Annotated in this window: 16 protein-coding genes and 2 tRNA genes; 10 read left to right on the top strand and 8 right to left on the bottom strand. The window is 37.4% G+C overall.

Annotation, left to right across the window (positions count from 1 at the left end):
- Nucleotides 1-3 precede the first annotated feature (3 nt).
- Nucleotides 4-534 (bottom strand): MarR family transcriptional regulator, encoded by a 531-nt coding sequence (locus tag V6255_RS16075; RefSeq protein ID WP_341629062.1) that lies wholly within the window; start codon nt 532-534, stop codon nt 4-6.
- A gap of 311 nt (nt 535-845) precedes the next feature.
- Here V6255_RS16075 and V6255_RS16070 point away from each other — a divergent pair, with 311 nt between their 5' ends.
- The gene (locus V6255_RS16070; protein WP_341629061.1) at nt 846-1997 is read left to right on the top strand and encodes an iron-containing alcohol dehydrogenase; all 1152 of its coding nucleotides are present in this window, start codon (nt 846-848) and stop codon (nt 1995-1997) included.
- A gap of 1005 nt (nt 1998-3002) precedes the next feature.
- On the opposite strand, the gene V6255_RS16065 is transcribed toward V6255_RS16070, so the two are convergent.
- A complete protein-coding gene (locus V6255_RS16065) occupies nt 3003-3287 on the bottom strand; it encodes a hypothetical protein (RefSeq protein ID WP_341629060.1) in 285 nt (94 codons plus the stop codon).
- A 412-nt stretch (nt 3288-3699) separates the two neighbouring features.
- Nucleotides 3700-3978, bottom strand: a complete 279-nt coding sequence (locus V6255_RS16060) for a hypothetical protein (RefSeq protein WP_341629059.1) — start codon at nt 3976-3978, stop codon at nt 3700-3702.
- A 466-nt stretch (nt 3979-4444) separates the two neighbouring features.
- Here V6255_RS16060 and V6255_RS16055 point away from each other — a divergent pair, with 466 nt between their 5' ends.
- Nucleotides 4445-4633, top strand: coding sequence for a Retron-type RNA-directed DNA polymerase (locus tag V6255_RS16055; protein WP_341629058.1), 189 nt, complete (start codon nt 4445-4447; stop codon nt 4631-4633).
- 89 nt (nt 4634-4722) lie between these two features.
- Here V6255_RS16055 and V6255_RS16050 read toward each other — a convergent pair whose 3' ends face one another.
- Nucleotides 4723-4938, bottom strand: a complete 216-nt coding sequence (locus V6255_RS16050; protein ID WP_341629057.1) for a hypothetical protein — start codon at nt 4936-4938, stop codon at nt 4723-4725.
- Nucleotides 4939-5011: 73 nt separating this feature from the next.
- Here V6255_RS16050 and V6255_RS16045 point away from each other — a divergent pair, with 73 nt between their 5' ends.
- Nucleotides 5012-5212 (top strand): hypothetical protein, encoded by a 201-nt coding sequence (locus V6255_RS16045; protein WP_341629056.1) that lies wholly within the window; start codon nt 5012-5014, stop codon nt 5210-5212.
- A gap of 67 nt (nt 5213-5279) precedes the next feature.
- Here the strand turns inward: V6255_RS16045 and V6255_RS16040 are convergent, their stop codons facing one another.
- Together V6255_RS16040 and V6255_RS16035 are read right to left on the bottom strand one after the other, a co-directional pair.
- Entirely contained in the window at nt 5280-6074 is a 795-nt protein-coding gene (locus tag V6255_RS16040; RefSeq protein WP_341629055.1) for a short-chain dehydrogenase, read from the bottom strand.
- Nucleotides 6075-6181: 107 nt separating this feature from the next.
- On the bottom strand, nt 6182-6763 hold the full coding sequence (locus V6255_RS16035; protein WP_341629054.1) for a hypothetical protein: 582 nt from the start codon (nt 6761-6763) through the stop codon (nt 6182-6184).
- A 756-nt stretch (nt 6764-7519) separates the two neighbouring features.
- On the opposite strand from V6255_RS16035, the gene V6255_RS16030 reads away from it, so the two are divergent.
- Complete coding sequence (locus V6255_RS16030; protein WP_341629053.1) at nt 7520-8383, top strand: hypothetical protein; 864 nt, start codon at nt 7520-7522, stop codon at nt 8381-8383.
- Nucleotides 8384-8487: 104 nt separating this feature from the next.
- Here the strand turns inward: V6255_RS16030 and V6255_RS16025 are convergent, their stop codons facing one another.
- Nucleotides 8488-9120, bottom strand: coding sequence for a DUF6988 family protein (locus V6255_RS16025; protein WP_341629052.1), 633 nt, complete (start codon nt 9118-9120; stop codon nt 8488-8490).
- A gap of 348 nt (nt 9121-9468) precedes the next feature.
- Complete coding sequence (locus V6255_RS16020; RefSeq protein ID WP_025566174.1) at nt 9469-10134, bottom strand: single-stranded DNA-binding protein; 666 nt, start codon at nt 10132-10134, stop codon at nt 9469-9471.
- 764 nt (nt 10135-10898) lie between these two features.
- Here V6255_RS16020 and V6255_RS16015 point away from each other — a divergent pair.
- From V6255_RS16015 to V6255_RS15990, 6 genes are all read left to right on the top strand, one after another.
- Nucleotides 10899-11741, top strand: a complete 843-nt coding sequence (locus V6255_RS16015; RefSeq protein ID WP_341629051.1) for a 23S rRNA (adenine(2030)-N(6))-methyltransferase RlmJ — start codon at nt 10899-10901, stop codon at nt 11739-11741.
- Between the two features lie 590 nt (nt 11742-12331).
- Entirely contained in the window at nt 12332-14959 is a 2628-nt protein-coding gene (gene alaS, locus V6255_RS16010; RefSeq protein ID WP_341629050.1) for an alanine--tRNA ligase, read from the top strand.
- Between the two features lie 42 nt (nt 14960-15001).
- Nucleotides 15002-16234, top strand: coding sequence for an aspartate kinase (locus V6255_RS16005; RefSeq protein ID WP_341629049.1), 1233 nt, complete (start codon nt 15002-15004; stop codon nt 16232-16234).
- A 99-nt stretch (nt 16235-16333) separates the two neighbouring features.
- Entirely contained in the window at nt 16334-16513 is a 180-nt protein-coding gene (gene csrA, locus V6255_RS16000; protein ID WP_025566169.1) for a carbon storage regulator CsrA, read from the top strand.
- A 173-nt stretch (nt 16514-16686) separates the two neighbouring features.
- A tRNA-Ser gene (locus V6255_RS15995) sits at nt 16687-16779 on the top strand.
- An 18-nt stretch (nt 16780-16797) separates the two neighbouring features.
- Nucleotides 16798-16874, top strand: a tRNA-Arg gene (locus tag V6255_RS15990).
- Nucleotides 16875-17008: the final 134 nt, after the last annotated feature.

Raw genomic sequence — 17008 nt, 5'->3', positions numbered from 1 at the left:
AAATTATTCGTCAGTTAAATTTTCAAACAATCTATCACACCCTTTTTTTAATTCGAGCAATTCTTCCAAAGGCAATTTAGCTTTACATAACATTTGCTCAGGCACATCTTCAGCTTGTTTTTTTAAATTAATACCTTGCTCAGTGAGAAAGATTTCACGTACGCGTTCATCCTCTTCACCGCGTTGTCGTGTTAATACTTGCTTACTTTCAAGGCGCTTTAATAAAGGCGTTAACGTACCGGAATCCAAATGTAATATCTTCCCTAGATCTTTTACATTAATCCCATTATTACTCCAAAGCACAATCATCACTAAATATTGAGGGTAAGTTAAATCAAGCGCTTTTAACATCGGACGATATGCTCGAACAATGGCATTCGCCGTACTGTATAAAGAGAAACAAAGTTGTTTTTCAATTGCCAAGTTAGAACCAGGTTCTACTATTGAGCAAGAATGAGTTGAACAACTCTCAACTGATGAATGATCGACTTCTTCACACTGATTCATCTTTAAATCTACCTTATTGTTACTCATATTCAATCCGTTAAATAATTACATTGTGCACAATATACTTGCGTTATCGTTTCAATGCGAGATATAATTGCCGCACAATTAAATTGTGTGCAATTTAATTTGAATGATAATAATTTAGATATGCGATATATGAGCAATATTTAGCTCATGTTTGATTCGTATTTGATCGCAGCGTAAAACTGAAACGTATAGGCCCATGTTGTATAAACAAAGTCGATTCGCCGATGTAATGCATTCAAGTAAATCATTCTCATTAATACAAAATTTTTAATAAACGATGAATAGAATAAATCGTTTTAAAGGAGTAATAGATGAACAATTTTAGTTACCACAACACGACCGCAATCCATTTTGGTCAAGGTCAAATTGCAGCGATCACTAACAGTATTCCAAAAGACAAAAAAATATTAGTTACCTATGGTGGCGGTTCTATTAAGGGCAACGGCGTTTACGACCAAGTAGTTACAGCACTTGCTGACCATAACTGGGATGAGTTTTCAGGTATTGAGCCAAACCCACAATACGATACATTAATGAAAGCAGTTGAGCGTATTCGTGCAGAAGGTTTTGATTACTTATTAGCAGTAGGCGGTGGTTCTGTTGTTGATGGTACTAAATTCATTGCAGCTGCAGTGAACTTTGAAGGTGAAGAAGCGTGGGATATTCTTGCTAAACAAGGCAAGATTGAAACTGCACTGCCATTGGGTTGTATTTTGACATTACCAGCAACGGGTTCAGAAACGAATTCAGGTGCTGTTGTTACTCGAGGTAAAGAAAAATTAGCATTTGGTAATCCACTTGTACGTCCTCAATTTGCAGTACTAGACCCTCAAACTACATTGAGCTTGTCTGAACGCCAAACATCTAATGGTGTTGTTGATGGATTTGTTCACGTAATGGAGCAATACCTAACGTACCCAGTTAATGCAAAAATCCAAGATCGTTTTGCAGAAGGCATTCTATTAACATTAGTTGAAGAAGGTCCAAAACTGATTGTTGACTTACAAAATATGGAAGCGCGTACCAACGTAATGTGGGCTGCGACTCAAGCACTAAGCGGTTTAATTGGTGTAGGTGTTCCTCAAGATTGGGCAACACACATGATTGGTCACGAACTAACAGGTAACTTTGGCGTAGACCACGGTCGTAGTTTAACCATCGTTTTACCAGCAGTCATGCAAGTATGTCGTGAAGAGAAAAAAGCAAAATTATTACAATACGCTGAGCGTATTTGGAATATCACTGAAGGTTCAGATGATGCACGTATTGATGCAGCTATCGAGAAAACAAAAGCATTCTTCTCTGCAATGAAAACACCAGTATCGTTAAGTGAAATCGACTTAACACAAGCTGATGTTGATACAGCAATGGTAAGTTTAGAAGCACACGGTATGACTAAGCTTGGTGAAAACGGCACGATTGATTTAGCTCGTTCTCGTCAAATCTTAGAAACAGCACTTTAAGTTAAGCGGCTTTTTAAATAGCTAGTTTAATCATGTTACTGAATAACATCAGAGTCATTAATGGCTTTGATGTTGGTCACTACTGAATTGGACTGAACTAAGCTAAATAAAATTGAACAAGTTTATCTAACGATATTTGAAACTTGAATCTGCCAAATAATATAAACGCATGTCTAAGTAATTAGGCATGCGTTTTTTTTAGCCTCAATAGGCTTCTATTTTTTTGTTAATATTAGTCTTCGTCTGCGCTCTTCCGATCATATTGATTTTTATTTACTGTGTTTTCGCCCTGTCGGCGACTCTACTTTCTCTTATCAGAAGAGAAAGTAGGCAAAGAGACTGACACCGAGTCGCTTTCTTACCCAAACAATAAAGGACTTTCCTAACGCACCAGTTCATACAGCGCGTCCATGCGCTGAATGAACTTACAGCAAACGTCCTGTTTGCTGTTGCTGAAAGCCCTTCATCGTTTGGGAAAGCTCAACGGCGGGAGAGTGGTAGCCATTTTGAATATCATTTTTATTATGAGTTTTTGATGTGGTGTTTTAAAAAGACAAAAAGCAAGACTTGACCCCGTTCATAAACGCATGTCTAAGCAATTAGGCATGCGTTTTTTTAGCCTCAATAGGCTTCTATTTTTTTGTTAATATTGGTCTTCGTCTGCGCTCTTCCGGTCATATTGATTTTTATTTACTGTGTTTTAGCCCTGTCGGCGACTCTACTTTCTCTTATCAGAAGAGAACGTAGGCAAAGAAAGCTGTCACAGATTCGCTTTCTTGCCCAAACAATAAAGGGCTTTCCTAACGCACCAGTTCATACAGCGCGTCCATGCGCTGAATGAACTTACAGCAAACGTCCTGTTTGCTGTTGCTGAAAGTCCTTCATCGTTTGGGAAAGCTCAACGGCGGGAGAGTGGTAGCCATTTTGAACATCGTTTTTATTATGAGTTTTTTTGAGGTAGTATTTTAAAAAGACAAAAAGCAAGACTTAACCCCATTCACTTTTTTATTTAATGATCGAAACACCATCGATTTCAATAACCGTATTAGCATCCGTTCGTTCAATTATTTTCACTAACGTCGATTGAATCGTTTCGTCTTCCCTAGCGTCATTTTCACTCAAAAATGTTTGGTCTTGTGGTTTAGCATTCTCATCCGCAGTGAACGAAACAATGACTTTAGTTGCAGAATCCGACGTTTGACCAAAATACGCTAGTGAGATCTGAGGGTAGCCGTTAAATCCTTTTTTAACTTGCTTCGCGATACGCTTTTTTGCTTTATCTATATTCATCATTGAATCCTTGTGAAAGCCAAACCAGAGAAAATATAACGAGGTTTGTAGAGTAACTCATACGGCGGAAAATGGTTTAAAAAATCAACTTCCATAATAAAGTAATCATAATCTTCTTAGCACCAGCTAATAGGTTGTATCGTTATTTAATTTAATACGAGTGCAGTAAACTTGCTAAAGATATTGATTAATTTAGAAGGTTTAACGAGAGGAGTCGCCGATACGTCCGCATTTATCAAGGCTATCTGATATTTAATTACTTGGTATTTCGCGATGTAGGCGATCACCTTTTTCTTATCAGAAGAAGAAAATAGGCAAAAGGCAAGATTTGACACTATCGGAATACATTATTGGTGCTTGACTCGAATAAGATGTCGGCTGCGCGACACCTATTCTAATTTGTTAGGCAGTTTTACTTGTTAGTTGGCTTTTCAAAACACATGACCATTACGGTAGTTGTTTTATTCGTAGTTGTGTATTCAGAGGTGTAAGCAACTTTCCAACCGTCATACTGACTAAGCAATGCATTTGTCTTGCTTTCATCACCGGTCTTAAAATCCACACAACGAGTTTGCATTGATGTTTCATCGGTACTTGATGGGCGCAGGTTAGAGCTAATATTAGCAGGGGCACAACCAGTTATTAGTATAGCCGAAGATGCAAATAGAGCCGACAGTGTAGATTTTTTCATTATTTTATAAGTCCTTATATTATGGGTGATGATGAAAGTTGTATTAATTATATTGTGTAACGAAGCTGTAGAATTTCTTATTTTCAGCCTGTTTATTTTAAAAAAATGACAGTAGCTTATATTTACTTGAGATTAAATAGATTATTTTATTTTTATTAACTAATTGATTAAATTGAGTCAGAAATGGGATTATAGGGCTAAACATGAAGGATTTATTGAATTAAGAGCTTAGCACTTGCGACAATAATATTTAGGTTCTCTTCGTGTCCTTCGTGCAGCGCAGCGGCTTCGTGGTTGCTTATAGTCTTTTAAAATCAAAAGCTGATTAACCACGAAGGCTCGAAGGGGAAAGAAGGTTAGGTCAAAACAGTATTATTAAAGAATATTGTGGATTTTATTCGTGTGACGATATCATGGTTTTAATAAAGTCCATGTTTATCGGCAATAGCGAAAACCAAGGACGAAAGTGAGATCATTGATTAAACTTGGCGTCAGTGATGGTTTAGCCATTTTTTGTGCCAGTGGATTTATAAAAAATACCAGTAAAGGACCTTGTCGTAGTTCGAAAACCAAAGGGATCAGTAATGCGTTCTTAGCCAGACAAGGCTTGATGTCATTAAAGGATTTGTGGATTAATATTCACTATTCATCATAAGATGAACCATACTGTGCGGAGCCGCATGCAGGGTGATGTGGGGCTGGAGGTTAGATACCTCCGACTATCCGATTATGCTTCAGAGCACCCTAATTATTCTCAGCTCTTTCTTTTAATCTTTGAACATATTTTGAAACAGAGCCATCCCAACCACATTTAATACAGTGACCGGAAGCCATTTTATGTTCACATTTTGGATAGTCATAAAGGATATGAGCACACTCACTACATAATGACATCATACCTGATGATGTTGGAATAAACGTACTGCCACATTCATTACAATTATTATCGTTTAAACTCATATTATCCCTGAAACATTACAGCCTTATTAACCCATAAAATGTCATTTTAACGGTGGAAATACGACAAGAGTTAATGATTAAAATATTATTATTACTTTACGTTGGTTTATCGATAAAACAAAGCGAAAGTGTTGGGCAGCCATTCATTGAAGTTAGTTCGAAAACCAAAGGGATCAATGGTGCGATCAGTAATGAGTTTTTAGCCAGACAAGGATTGATGTCATTAAAGGACTTGTGGATTAATATTCACTCTTCACTCTTCATCATAAGATGAACCGCCCTGTGCGGAGTCGCATGCAGGGTGGTGTGGGGCTGGATGTTAGACACCTCGGGCTACCCGATTATATTTTGCTTGATACCGATGCTAACGCTTTTCTGGCTAGATTTAGTTTTTCTTGTCTTTGTAATTTTTCTAGGTGTGAATCAAGGATAATCTCGATCCCTGTTTTTACTACAGGAAAATATTGGAGACACTCTTGCTCAGATAGCTCATGTATACCCTTACTTAATATCCCGTACATTAATTTGTTTTCAACTAAAAACTCGGGGAGTTCACTTGCCACAAGCTCTATTTTTTCAGACATTTTTGCCCTATTGAACAGTTCCTCATTCCACGAGGCATCATCAGACAATTGTAACTTTGCCTCACTTATCAACTGCTCAAATATACGCCTTAAGTATACAAAAGAACCAAGCCCTACTCCATGTGAAGCTAACCCAATAGCTTTTGTAAATTCCATATAGTATTGTTTAGGTAAAATTTTACTATACTTTTTTACATCGAATATTTGAAGATCAGCTATGGAAGGTGTTTGCCCTACTTTTTCAAAAGTTCTGTCTGTTATCCTCACATAGAACTCAAGCTGATGACTTTTTACCCGCGTACATCGAAAATTAAACTTTTGATCCCCTCTATCAACCCAACCTTCAGAGTCTGTCATTCCACTCCAATAATTACCAACAATACGCTCAAATATGCTGTGTTCTTTACAAAAAGGGCAATATGAATCAAATGGCTTTCCGAAGTTAAATATGTCCATACCGACTTTTGAAGACGACTCATCAATTACAATTTTTTCATAAATCGGAGTGTTAATGAAAAAATCATATGGTGACGGATATTTATTATTACTCATACATCTCCTAGAAATATAACGCAAAGCTAAGCGGCGAAAGGATGTGAGTCCACAGCTCGCCGCGTAGCGGTGAATTTAGGGCTGATGCTTTAGCACCTTGTTAATTTTTAGCTAGGTTTGAGTGGATATTTCTCAACTAGCTCTGGTTCGATCACATTAGAAGATAGGTGCATATAAGCAACTGCGTATTCATTACATTTTTCGAAAATTTCAATCATTTCAAGTTTATGAAAATCTTCCGAGCCAAATTTTGCAGCCATCGAAAAATCTGTACATAACTCAAGGAATCCCTGAGCTTCACCCATAATTTTATTTATATACGGAATATAATCTGGGAAATACAACTGAATTAAAATGTGAATCTTATTCACTCGGTTATTAATACTCATCAACAACTGACTCATTTCCGATGCTGTATAGTTTTTACTGAAATTATTAAACCAGCTATCAAAAACGTCTTCGACACGAGCTATATCTAAAACTTGTATATTAATAGTTTCAATTAGTTCTTCTTTTTTCTTTAAGTTTAACTCTTTATCTTTAACTGCAATTTCATGCTTATGAGCCCTTTTCTGACGCCAATCCAACCATAGTTGACTCAGTATGACTGCGAATATTGCTAATACGCCAGCACTTAATGTAGCTATGGGTTGGTTTGTCTCTAAATATGTAAATAGTTCTTTAAACAATCTAGCACCTCAAAACCTTAAGGAAAAAAGAAGAAATTAACAGCTTTATTAACTCACAAAATGTCATTTTAACGGTGGAAATACGACAAGAGTTAATGATTAAAATATTATTATTACTTTACGTTGGTTTGTCGATAAAACAAAGAGCTATAGTTCACTTGTGAACTTTTTAATCATCTAAAAGCGTAGGGCGTTGCAATATTTACGGTGGAAATACTGCAGGTGAGAGATATATAAACTTATTGATTATTTGAAAGCATTAATACCAATCACACTAATTAACTGATCTATTTTACTGGTTAAAATAACTTATTTCTTCGTTGTAAATTTCGTAAAGGGAACAACCATTTAGCTCAATTTACGCCTTAAACTAAGTCATTTTTCCTGTGCAAAATTTAGATCACTTAGTTAATGTAATCGGTATAGCTCAAATAAAGTCAGGTGAATTTAACACTTCAAATTACAGATATAAAAGGAAAGTGTTGGATAGTCATTCATTGAAGTTAGTTCGAAAACTGAAGAGATTAATATACCGATCAGTAATGCGTTGTTAGCCAGACAAGGTTTGATGTCATTAAAGAATTTGTGGATTAATATTCACTATTCATCATAAGATGAACCGCCCTGTGCGGAGCCGCATGCAGGGTGGTGTGGGGCTGAAGGTTAGATACCTCCGGCTACCCGATTAGGCATTTTCATTGATACGCACATAATACCGAGTGTAAAGCCACTATAAATTACAAGGAATTAAATACTATGTCCATATTTATCCAAGGTATTGTCGCAAAAGACAAAACATACACAAACGTTAGGGATGAAAATCATCCACCTCTTAAAACAGTACGAAATTTATGTGAAAAATTATGGTTGAACTTTGAACCATTTGCAGATGATGATTTTAAAGTTGAAATTGCTAATGATTTTGATGCACGATTTTGGGAAATGGATCTAACCTGCTTTTTTATGGAACAAGAATTTGACCTTTCTTCAGCGAACCATGGGCCAGATATTTCTTTAACAAAAGGTAACGCTAAATATTACATAGAAGCAGTTTGCCCTCAAGATGGTATTAAACAAAACAAAATTCCAGAAATTAGAGCCAACAAAGGTGTACAAAAGTTACCTGATGATGAAATAACTCTTAGGCTTACTTCTGCCATTTCAACTAAGCACCGAGCATACAACGGATACTTGAAAGATAAAATTGTTAATCATGACGATTATTTAATCATCGCGATTAATAGTTGCCAACTTGATGGTGCTCATATTGATTTCCCTACTCCAAGAATTGTGCGCTCACTTTACCCAATAGGTCATCAAGTACTTAAACGAAATCCAACAACAGGCGAAATGGAAGAATCTATTGAATATAGTGATTCACTTACAAATGCTAATGGGTCGCCAATTCATACAGATATTTTTTTCAGGGATGAATATAAGAACATCAGTGCTGTTCTTTATGCCCACTACGATTGTTGTAATTACATAAGGAATTACACATTGATCCACAATCCTCTTGCCACAAACAAGCTGGAATTAGGTACTTTTCCAGTAAAAAGAGAATATTATGTTTCTGATTTAAGCGATGACGGTTACAACCTAATGTACTGTAATGCCTAACGCCTCGTTAACCAGCGTGTAGGTTGGCGTGGTTTTTGCGTTTTTTCTTTTTGCAAAAACGATGACAGCCTTTATGCGTCAGCGTTGAACGACTTGTTATGAGTTCAATGCTTTAAATCTGGCAAACAGTCTTTAAACTCACTTTGGATCTTACTCACGGCTCCCACAATCATATTATGCCCCGTTAGAATTGACACCATCATTGCAGTCATTGTTAATAAGCCATTTGACATTCTTATTATTTGATCGAGGAGTTCTAAAGGATAACCATTGGAATGGCGACTAACAGCGTGTATACCACCATGCACATAAGAGCTTAATGATTTCCAAGAGTAATGTTTAAATTCATTGAGCATATCAACAGCAATATCAGGAGCTTTGCCAGTGAGTTGCTTTATCATTTCGCTAAGCATAGGAAGTTTATTTGCTGATTTTTCATTTTCTAATGTAAGCGGATTAGATAATTTGGTTATCGCAAGATCCGAAGCTGCATAGAAAATCCACATAGATCTAACTAGTGTTTCATATTGTAACCTTGCGATTGAAATGGCTGAAGTGTAATTACTTGTACCAATCAATATCTTAATACTTTGCGCATGCTCAAATGAAACACTGCACATAGTCCAACTCGATTTTATGCGATTCGAATCATCATGAGCACCAAGTTCAAATAATGCTGATACAGCTTCTTCCAGTTCTACAGAACGTTGAATAAGATTATTAATAGTACCCTCCAATGACTCATAACAGCTTTATTAACTCACAAAATGTCATTTTAACGGTGGAAATACGACAAGAGTTAATGATTAAAATATTATGATTACTTTACGTTGGTTTATCGATAAAACAAAGATCTATAGTTCAGTTGTGAATTTTTAATCATCTAAAAGCGTAGGGCATTGCAATATTTACGGTGGAAATGCTGCAGGTGATAGATATATGAACTTATTGATTATTTGAAAGTATTAACCCAAATAAAGTCAGGTGAATTTAACACTTCAAATTACAGACATAAAAAAACCTAGCTGTGCTAGGTTTTTACTATTCTACAATTTAACAAATCATCTTAAAAAGACAACTCAATCCTAGAACGGGATATCGTCATCAAAATCCATTGATGGCTCATTAAATGACGCTGGAGCTTGTTGCGGTTTTGCCTGTGGCGCTGGAGCAGGCGCTGGTGCCGGACGTTGCTGTGGAGCAGGTGCTGGCGCAGGTCGTTGCTGTGCAGGTGTTGGCTGTGGCTGATATGCTGGTGCCATTTGCGGAGCAGGCTGATGTGCTGGTGGTTGTTGCGGTGCATTACCCCAAGACTGTGCTGGTGCAGCAGCTGGTTGTGGCGCTGCGCTTTGGTATCCACCTGGCTGTTGCGGTGCTTGGTAAGGTGCTTGGCCTTGTCCTGCATTTTGATTACGCGCATCTAGCATTTGAATGTCGTTTGCAATGATCTCAGTTTTGTAACGATCTTGACCGTCTTGACCTTGCCATTTGTTGGTTTGCAATTTACCTTCAACGTAAACTTTTGCACCTTTTTTAAGGTACTGGCCAACCATTTCGCCAAACTTACCGAATACAACAATGTTGTGCCATTCAGATTTGTTTTCGTATTCGCCTGTTTGTTTGTTTTTCCAGCTTTCCGTTGTTGCGATTGAAAAGTTAGCTACTGCGCCACCATTTTGGGTGTAACGCATTTCAGGATCTTTACCTAGGTTACCTACTAGGACTACTTTGTTTACACTACGGTTAAACATATTCTTGCTCCGCTATTTCGACTTATTTAAAGTATTTGTTAGTGCTAGTTAGTTAACTACCACTTAAAATTTATTGCGCTTTTTCTTACTTAACTGTTAGTTAAATCGTTACTTAACTAATCACTAAAATCATGACTTAAGTTGTGAATGAAACTATGACTTAAAAATTGAGTATTAGTTTTGCTATAAACAGTATTTTTGTTAGTCGTCACAATTACATTTAATGCGCTTTCTAATGCAATTAGTTAATCAATTAACTGTTGCTTACTTTTATCTTGTTAATTAACTGTTGCTTACTTTTATCTTGTTAATAAACGTAGAAATACGCTTATTAGTTAGGTTATGTCTATTAATAGAGAATAAAAGAGACATTAACATTAACTTTGTTAAGCATAAAAATAAGCAAATATTGTTGACTAGTTTATAGGATCTTGCCCCTACAATACCACCCATAAATATCTTAAAAATAGATATGTAGCGTATAACTTGGTTTCGGTGTCCCACACAGCAACAAGTGAGCGCATTAAATTAGTTTTTAAAATAGTTTTTTGAAAATTATGGCGCTAAAAGCGCAGGTAATAATAAGCGTCTAAGAAGATCAAGACTGTTAGTGTTGCTACATATTAAGCTAAATAAATAGTGTTTACTTTATGACTCGATAATCATTCATCGTATTATCTTTTTCGCGCAATAAAACTGTAAAGTCTTTATACTGCGCAGGTTATTATTTTATTTGTTTTTTTAGAACCTTTTTGGAGTTTTTTGTGCTGAGTTATCGTCATTCATACCATGCTGGGAATTTTGCAGATGTATTAAAACATACTGTATTAGCCTCTATCCTCGATTACTTATTACAGAAAGATAAAGCTTTTTGTTATTTGGATACTCATTCTGGCTGTGGTGCTTTTCAATTAGATTCAGCTCAATCACTTAAAACGGGTGAGTTTAAAAATGGTATTGGTGCGTTATGGAATCTTAAAAACTTACCGGTGCCAGTCACGCGTTATTTAGATCAGGTTAAAGCGTTTAATGGTGAAGGGGCGTTACTGTCTTATCCTGGCTCTCCGATGATTTGTAATCAAATGCGTCGTGATGACGATCGTATGTTTTTATTTGAACTACACCCGAATGAATTTACTAACATGCGTGGTAATTTCTCTGGTGATCGCCGCATTAAAATGGCGAATAGCGATGGCTTACAAGGTTTAATTGCGACTATGCCGCCTAAAGAACGTCGTGGTTTAGTATTGATTGACCCGTCTTATGAAATTAAAACAGAGTATGACGAAGTAGTTGAAAAGCTAATTGCAGCTCATCGTCGTTTTGCGACAGGAACTTACGCTTTATGGTATCCCGTTGTTAAACGTACTTTGATTAATAAAATGGAAAGAGCGTTAAAATCGTCTGGCATTAAAAACATTCAGTTATTTGAATTGGGTATTGAAGCGGATAAAGAAGAACGTGGCATGACGTCAAGTGGCATGATTGTGATTAATCCACCATGGACGTTACAAAAAGAAATGCAACATAGTTTGCCATTCTTAGCTGAAGCGTTAGGAATTGATGGTGAAGGTTTTTACCGTATTGAAACGTTAGTCGCTGAATAAGCGTTATCTATTTATTTTAAGTCTGTAAGTCTGTAGGTAGATAAGTAGATAAGTAGATAAGTAGATAAATAGATAAGTAGATAAATAGATAAGTAAATAAGCGTGTTTTAAGCATTGGCTAGTTAGCATCTGTCTCACTAGCCAATCAAGTTCTTTCCTCAACTTGCCTCAATAATAAAGCCTCTATTATTAATATCTTCTTTAAACGGTTTTTTCTTTAAGCCGTCTTTTCATTCATCCGTTTCTTCATTTTATTTCGAGTTTTATATCTGCTAAAAAGTTTAAGATTCACTAAAAAAATAATATTTATTGTCTTTAAACTGAGATTTTTGAATCAATATAAACTCAATAAACTATTTGTATTGAATGACTACCAATTCGTTAGCTGAGATGTTTGGTTGTAAATTACTGATTCGCTTATTCATAAAGGTTATATTGAGTAATAAATTATTGCTATGACTCTATTTATCGCTACTTTCACCAGCACCATCTGCATGATATATTAGCCTCCATTTATTTTTCATCTATTTAGCCCTTAAAGACTCATTTTTTAAGAATACCTAAATTGACACTTTTACATGGAATAAGTCATGACTAAATCGACCGCTGATATTCGCCAAGGATTTATGGATTTCTTTGGTAAGAAAGGGCATCAGACAGTGAGCAGTAGTTCACTCGTCCCTGAGAATGACCCTACCTTGTTATTTACTAATGCAGGTATGAATCAATTTAAAGATACCTTTTTAGGCACTGAAAAAAGAGCTTATACACGCGCAACATCAAGCCAACGTTGTGTTCGTGCTGGTGGTAAACATAACGATCTAGATAACGTTGGTTACACGGCTCGTCACCATACTTTTTTTGAAATGTTAGGTAACTTTAGTTTCGGTGATTACTTCAAAGAAGAAGCGATTGGATTTGCGTGGGAATATTTAACTGACGTTCTGAAAATACCAAAAGAGAAACTGCTTGTTACTGTTTACGAAAGTGATGACGAAGCATTTTCATTATGGGCTGATAAAATCGGCGTACCAGAAGATAAAATCATTCGTATTGGTGATAAATCACCTGAGAAAAAATACGAGTCTGATAACTTTTGGTCAATGGGTGATACGGGGCCTTGTGGTCCTTGTTCTGAAATATTCTACGATCACGGTGAGCACATTTGGGGCGGTCCTCCAGGAACACCTGAAGAAGATGGCGACCGTTTCATTGAAATCTGGAACATCGTTTTCATGCAATTTAACCGTAGTGCTGATGGCACAATGGAAAATCTACCTAACCCATCTATCGATACGGGGATGGGCTTAGAGCGTATTTCTGCGATTATTCAAAACGGTCATTCAAACTACGATATCGACCTATTCCAAGGGTTGATTCAGAAAGTAGCTGACGTAACAGGCGCTAAAGATTTACAAGATAAATCATTACGCGTAGTTGCCGATCATATCCGTTCATGTGGTTTCTTGATTTGCGATGGTGTGATGCCGTCAAACGAAGGACGTGGTTATGTATTGCGTCGTATTATTCGTCGTGCTGTACGTCATGGTCATAAATTGGGTGCAAAAGAAGTTTTCTTTTACCGTATTTATGAAGAGCTAATCAAACAAATGGGCGATGCTTACCCAGAACTAGGTCAACAACGTGAATTCGTTGAAAAGATCTTACGTTTAGAAGAAGAGCAGTTTGGTAAAACGCTAGAGCGTGGTTTATTGATTTTAGATAACGAACTAGATGCCCTAAAAGGCAGTGTGATTCCTGGTGATGTTGTATTTAAACTTTACGACACTTACGGTTTCCCAGCTGATTTAACCGCTGATATTGCGCGTGAACGTGAATTAACTATCGATGAAGATGGTTTTGATAGTGCAATGGCTGAGCAACGTAAGCGTGCTCAAGCAGCGAATAACTTCGGTAAAGATTATAACGACGTATTAAAAATTGAAGGCAAAACTGAGTTTATTGGTTATCAAGCACTAGTAGGATCTTCTACTGTGGCGACGTTAATCAAAGAAGGACAGTTTGTTGATAGTTTAGTGGAAGGCGATAACGCACAAATCGTGCTAGCTAAAACACCATTCTATGCCGAGTCGGGCGGCCAAGTAGGTGATTCGGGCGTGCTTAAGTTCAGTAACGGTATTTTTGTTGTGACTGATACTAAAAAATCAGGTGATGCTTTCTTGCATATTGGTTACGTTAGTATGGGCTCTATCAAAGCGAACGAGTCTGTTGAAGCTGAAGTCGATGCTGAACGTCGTAAATCAATTGCATTACATCATTCTGCAACCCATTTATTACACGAAGCATTACGCCAAGTGTTAGGTGAGCATGTGACTCAAAAAGGGTCGTTATGTGATGCTGAGAAACTACGCTTTGATTTCTCACACTTTGAAGCGGTATCAGCTGAAGCACTTAATAAAGTGACTTACATGGTCAACCAAGCCATTCGTAACAACTATGAAGTTGTGACTAAATTGATGGACATAGAAGAAGCTAAGAACCAAGGTGCTATGGCATTATTTGGTGAGAAATATGGCGATATGGTACGTGTTGTTCAAATGGGCGATTTCTCTACTGAACTATGTGGTGGTACTCACGTACAACGCACGGGTGATATGGGGTTATTTATTATCACTTCTGAAGCGGGTACTGCTGCAGGCGTTCGTCGTATTGAAGCGGCTGCGGGTGATGCTGCTGGCAATGTATTGCAAAACTTACGTGAGCAATTCAATAAAGCCTGTGATCTTGTTAAAGGTGATTCATTCACGTTAGGTGAGAAAATCCTTCAAACGCTAGAGCGTAATAAAGTCCTTGAGAAAGAGCTAGCACAACTTAAAGCGAAAGCGGCAAGTGAAGCAGGTTCAAACTTGACAGAACAAGCAATTGATATCAACGGTGTGAAAGTCGTTGTTGCTTACATGGAAGGCATTGACCCTAAAACGTTACGTAATAGCGTCGATGAAATGAAGAACAAGTTGCAATCAGGCATCGTGGTATTAGCAACAACAGTTGGTGATGACAAAGTAAGTTTGATTGCGGGTGTGACAAAAGACTTAACTAAAAAAGTCAAAGCAGGTGATTTAGTCAACGTTGTTGCTATCCCTGTCGGCGGCAAAGGTGGCGGTCGTCCAGATATGGCGATGGCTGGTGGAAACAATCCTGCAGCATTAAAAGAAGCTCTTACATTGGTAACTCCTTGGTTAACTGAACGTTTATAAAAATTAGGGGTCTATACCTTGGTTGTGTAGAAAGGAAAAGAAATGGCATTACTAGTTCAAAAATATGGTGGTACTTCCGTTGGAAATGTGGAACGTATCAAAGCCGTCGCCGAGAAAGTTAAAGCGACGAAAGAAGCGGGTCATGATGTCGTTGTTGTTTTATCCGCTATGTCTGGTGAAACAAATCGATTAATCGCCTTAGCTAAAGAGTTTAACGCTACGCCGACTGCTCGTGAGATGGATGTGTTGTTGACCACTGGTGAGCAAACGACTATCGCTTTGTTATCTATGGCGCTACACAATCTAGGTGTTGATGCTGTTTCAATGACCGGTGACCAAATTCGTTTAAAAACGGATTCTAACCATGCTAAAGCACGTATTTTAAATGTTGAAACTGAGAATCTTCAGAAGCATATAAAAGAAGGTCGTGTTGTTGTTGTCGCTGGTTTCCAAGGTCGTAGCGAAGATAATAACATTACAACACTAGGGCGAGGAGGTAGTGATACTTCAGCTGTTGCTATCGCTGCTGCATTAAAAGCAGATGAATGCCAAATCTATACGGATGTTGATGGTGTTTATACTACTGACCCACGTGTAGAGCCGAATGCTCGCCGTCTTGATAGTATTACGTTTGAAGAAATGCTTGAAATGGCTAGCTTAGGCGCGAAAGTGTTACAAATTCGCTCAGTAGAATTTGCAGGAAAATACAACGTGCCACTACGTGTACTTTCTAGTTTTAAAGATGGTGGTGGTACGTTAATTAGTTATGAGGAAAATAAAATGGAATCTCCTGTTATCTCTGGCATCGCGTTTAATCGTGATGAAGCGCGTTTAACTTTATCTGGTGTTCCTGATCAACCAACGGTTGCAGCTCAAATCCTTTCTCCTATTGGTGCTGCAAACATTGATGTTGATATGATTGTACAAAACACATTAGGTGACGGTAAAACAGACTTTACCTTTACAGTGCATCGTGATGACTACGATCAAGCGACAAAATTATTAAATGTTGTTTGTGAGAAGCTACAAGCTAATTCTGTACAAGGTAATAATGAGATAGCAAAAGTATCTGTTGTCGGTGTTGGTATGTGGAATCACCCTGGTGTCGCACAAAAAATGTTTGAAACCTTAGGCGCAGAAGGGATCAACATGCATCAAATAGCTACTTCTGAAATTAAAATTTCAGTGTTAGTTGATAGTAAGTATTTAGAATTAGCAGTACGTGCTTTACATAAAGCATTTGAACTTGAAACAGAACCAACGCAAGAAAAATAGCATTGGTGATATACACAGTAAATAAAAGATGAATTTACTGTGTAATGAGCCATACTCACTATCTCGATATAATTAGAATAATTTAGGAGCAATAAATATATGTTAATTTTAACACGCCGTGTAGGCGAAACTCTTATGATTGGTGACAACGTAACAGTGACTGTATTAGGCGTTAAAGGTAATCAAGTACGTGTAGGCGTTAATGCTCCAAAAGATGTATCAGTGCATCGTGAAGAGATTTATATGCGCATTCAAGCTGAAAAGAATGCCGCTAGTTAACTCTAGTTATTCTTAAAGAAAGAGCCTAAGGGCTCTTTTTTTATGTCTGAAATTTACCCAATGTAGATGAAAAATGAACAGGTTGCTCGAATAGCGAGCAAACGGAAAGTTTTCTACTAAAAAGTGTTTGACTTGTTTTCAGAAGACAGTAATATGTGCGCCAACAAGACGACGGTGGGGTGGCCGAGTGGCCGAAGGCGCTCCCCTGCTAAGGGAGTAACGGGTTTATAGCCTGTTCGAGGGTTCGAATCCCTCCTCCACCGCCATTCTTGTAGATTCTTAAAGCGGGTGTAGCTCAGCTGGATAGAGTACCTGGCTACGAACCAGGCGGTCAGGGGTTCGAATCCCTTCACCCGCACCATTCTTTATAAAGCTTACTTTTGTAAGTTTTTTTGTTTTTAGAGCTTATTAATATTATTCCCAATAATATTAAGCACCATGCGGGTGTAGCTCAGCTGGATAGAGTACCTGGCTACGAACCAGGCGGTCAGGGGT

The sequence above is a fragment of the Psychromonas arctica genome (assembly GCF_038155225.1).
GTDB classification, from domain to species: Bacteria; Pseudomonadota; Gammaproteobacteria; order Enterobacterales; family Psychromonadaceae; genus Psychromonas; species Psychromonas arctica_B.
The sequence above is the reverse complement of the archived record's forward strand: the minus strand, read 5'-3'. Positions and strand labels throughout refer to the sequence as shown.

Bases quoted from the DNA above. Each gene is read 5' to 3' on its own strand.
- alaS (WP_341629050.1), top strand. From the start codon at position 12,332: ATGACTAAATCGACCGCTGATATTCGCCAAGGATTTATGGATTTCTTT.
- V6255_RS16005 (WP_341629049.1), top strand. From the start codon at position 15,002: ATGGCATTACTAGTTCAAAAATATGGTGGTACTTCCGTTGGAAATGTG.
- V6255_RS16030 (WP_341629053.1), top strand. From the start codon at position 7,520: ATGTCCATATTTATCCAAGGTATTGTCGCAAAAGACAAAACATACACA.
- csrA (WP_025566169.1), top strand. From the start codon at position 16,334: ATGTTAATTTTAACACGCCGTGTAGGCGAAACTCTTATGATTGGTGAC.
- V6255_RS16050 (WP_341629057.1), bottom strand. From the start codon at position 4,938: ATGAGTTTAAACGATAATAATTGTAATGAATGTGGCAGTACGTTTATT.
- V6255_RS16040 (WP_341629055.1), bottom strand. From the start codon at position 6,074: ATGAGTAATAATAAATATCCGTCACCATATGATTTTTTCATTAACACT.
- V6255_RS16070 (WP_341629061.1), top strand. From the start codon at position 846: ATGAACAATTTTAGTTACCACAACACGACCGCAATCCATTTTGGTCAA.
- V6255_RS16060 (WP_341629059.1), bottom strand. From the start codon at position 3,978: ATGAAAAAATCTACACTGTCGGCTCTATTTGCATCTTCGGCTATACTA.
- V6255_RS16020 (WP_025566174.1), bottom strand. From the start codon at position 10,134: ATGTTTAACCGTAGTGTAAACAAAGTAGTCCTAGTAGGTAACCTAGGT.
- V6255_RS16075 (WP_341629062.1), bottom strand. From the start codon at position 534: ATGAGTAACAATAAGGTAGATTTAAAGATGAATCAGTGTGAAGAAGTC.
- V6255_RS16065 (WP_341629060.1), bottom strand. From the start codon at position 3,287: ATGAATATAGATAAAGCAAAAAAGCGTATCGCGAAGCAAGTTAAAAAA.
- V6255_RS16045 (WP_341629056.1), top strand. From the start codon at position 5,012: ATGATTAAAATATTATTATTACTTTACGTTGGTTTATCGATAAAACAA.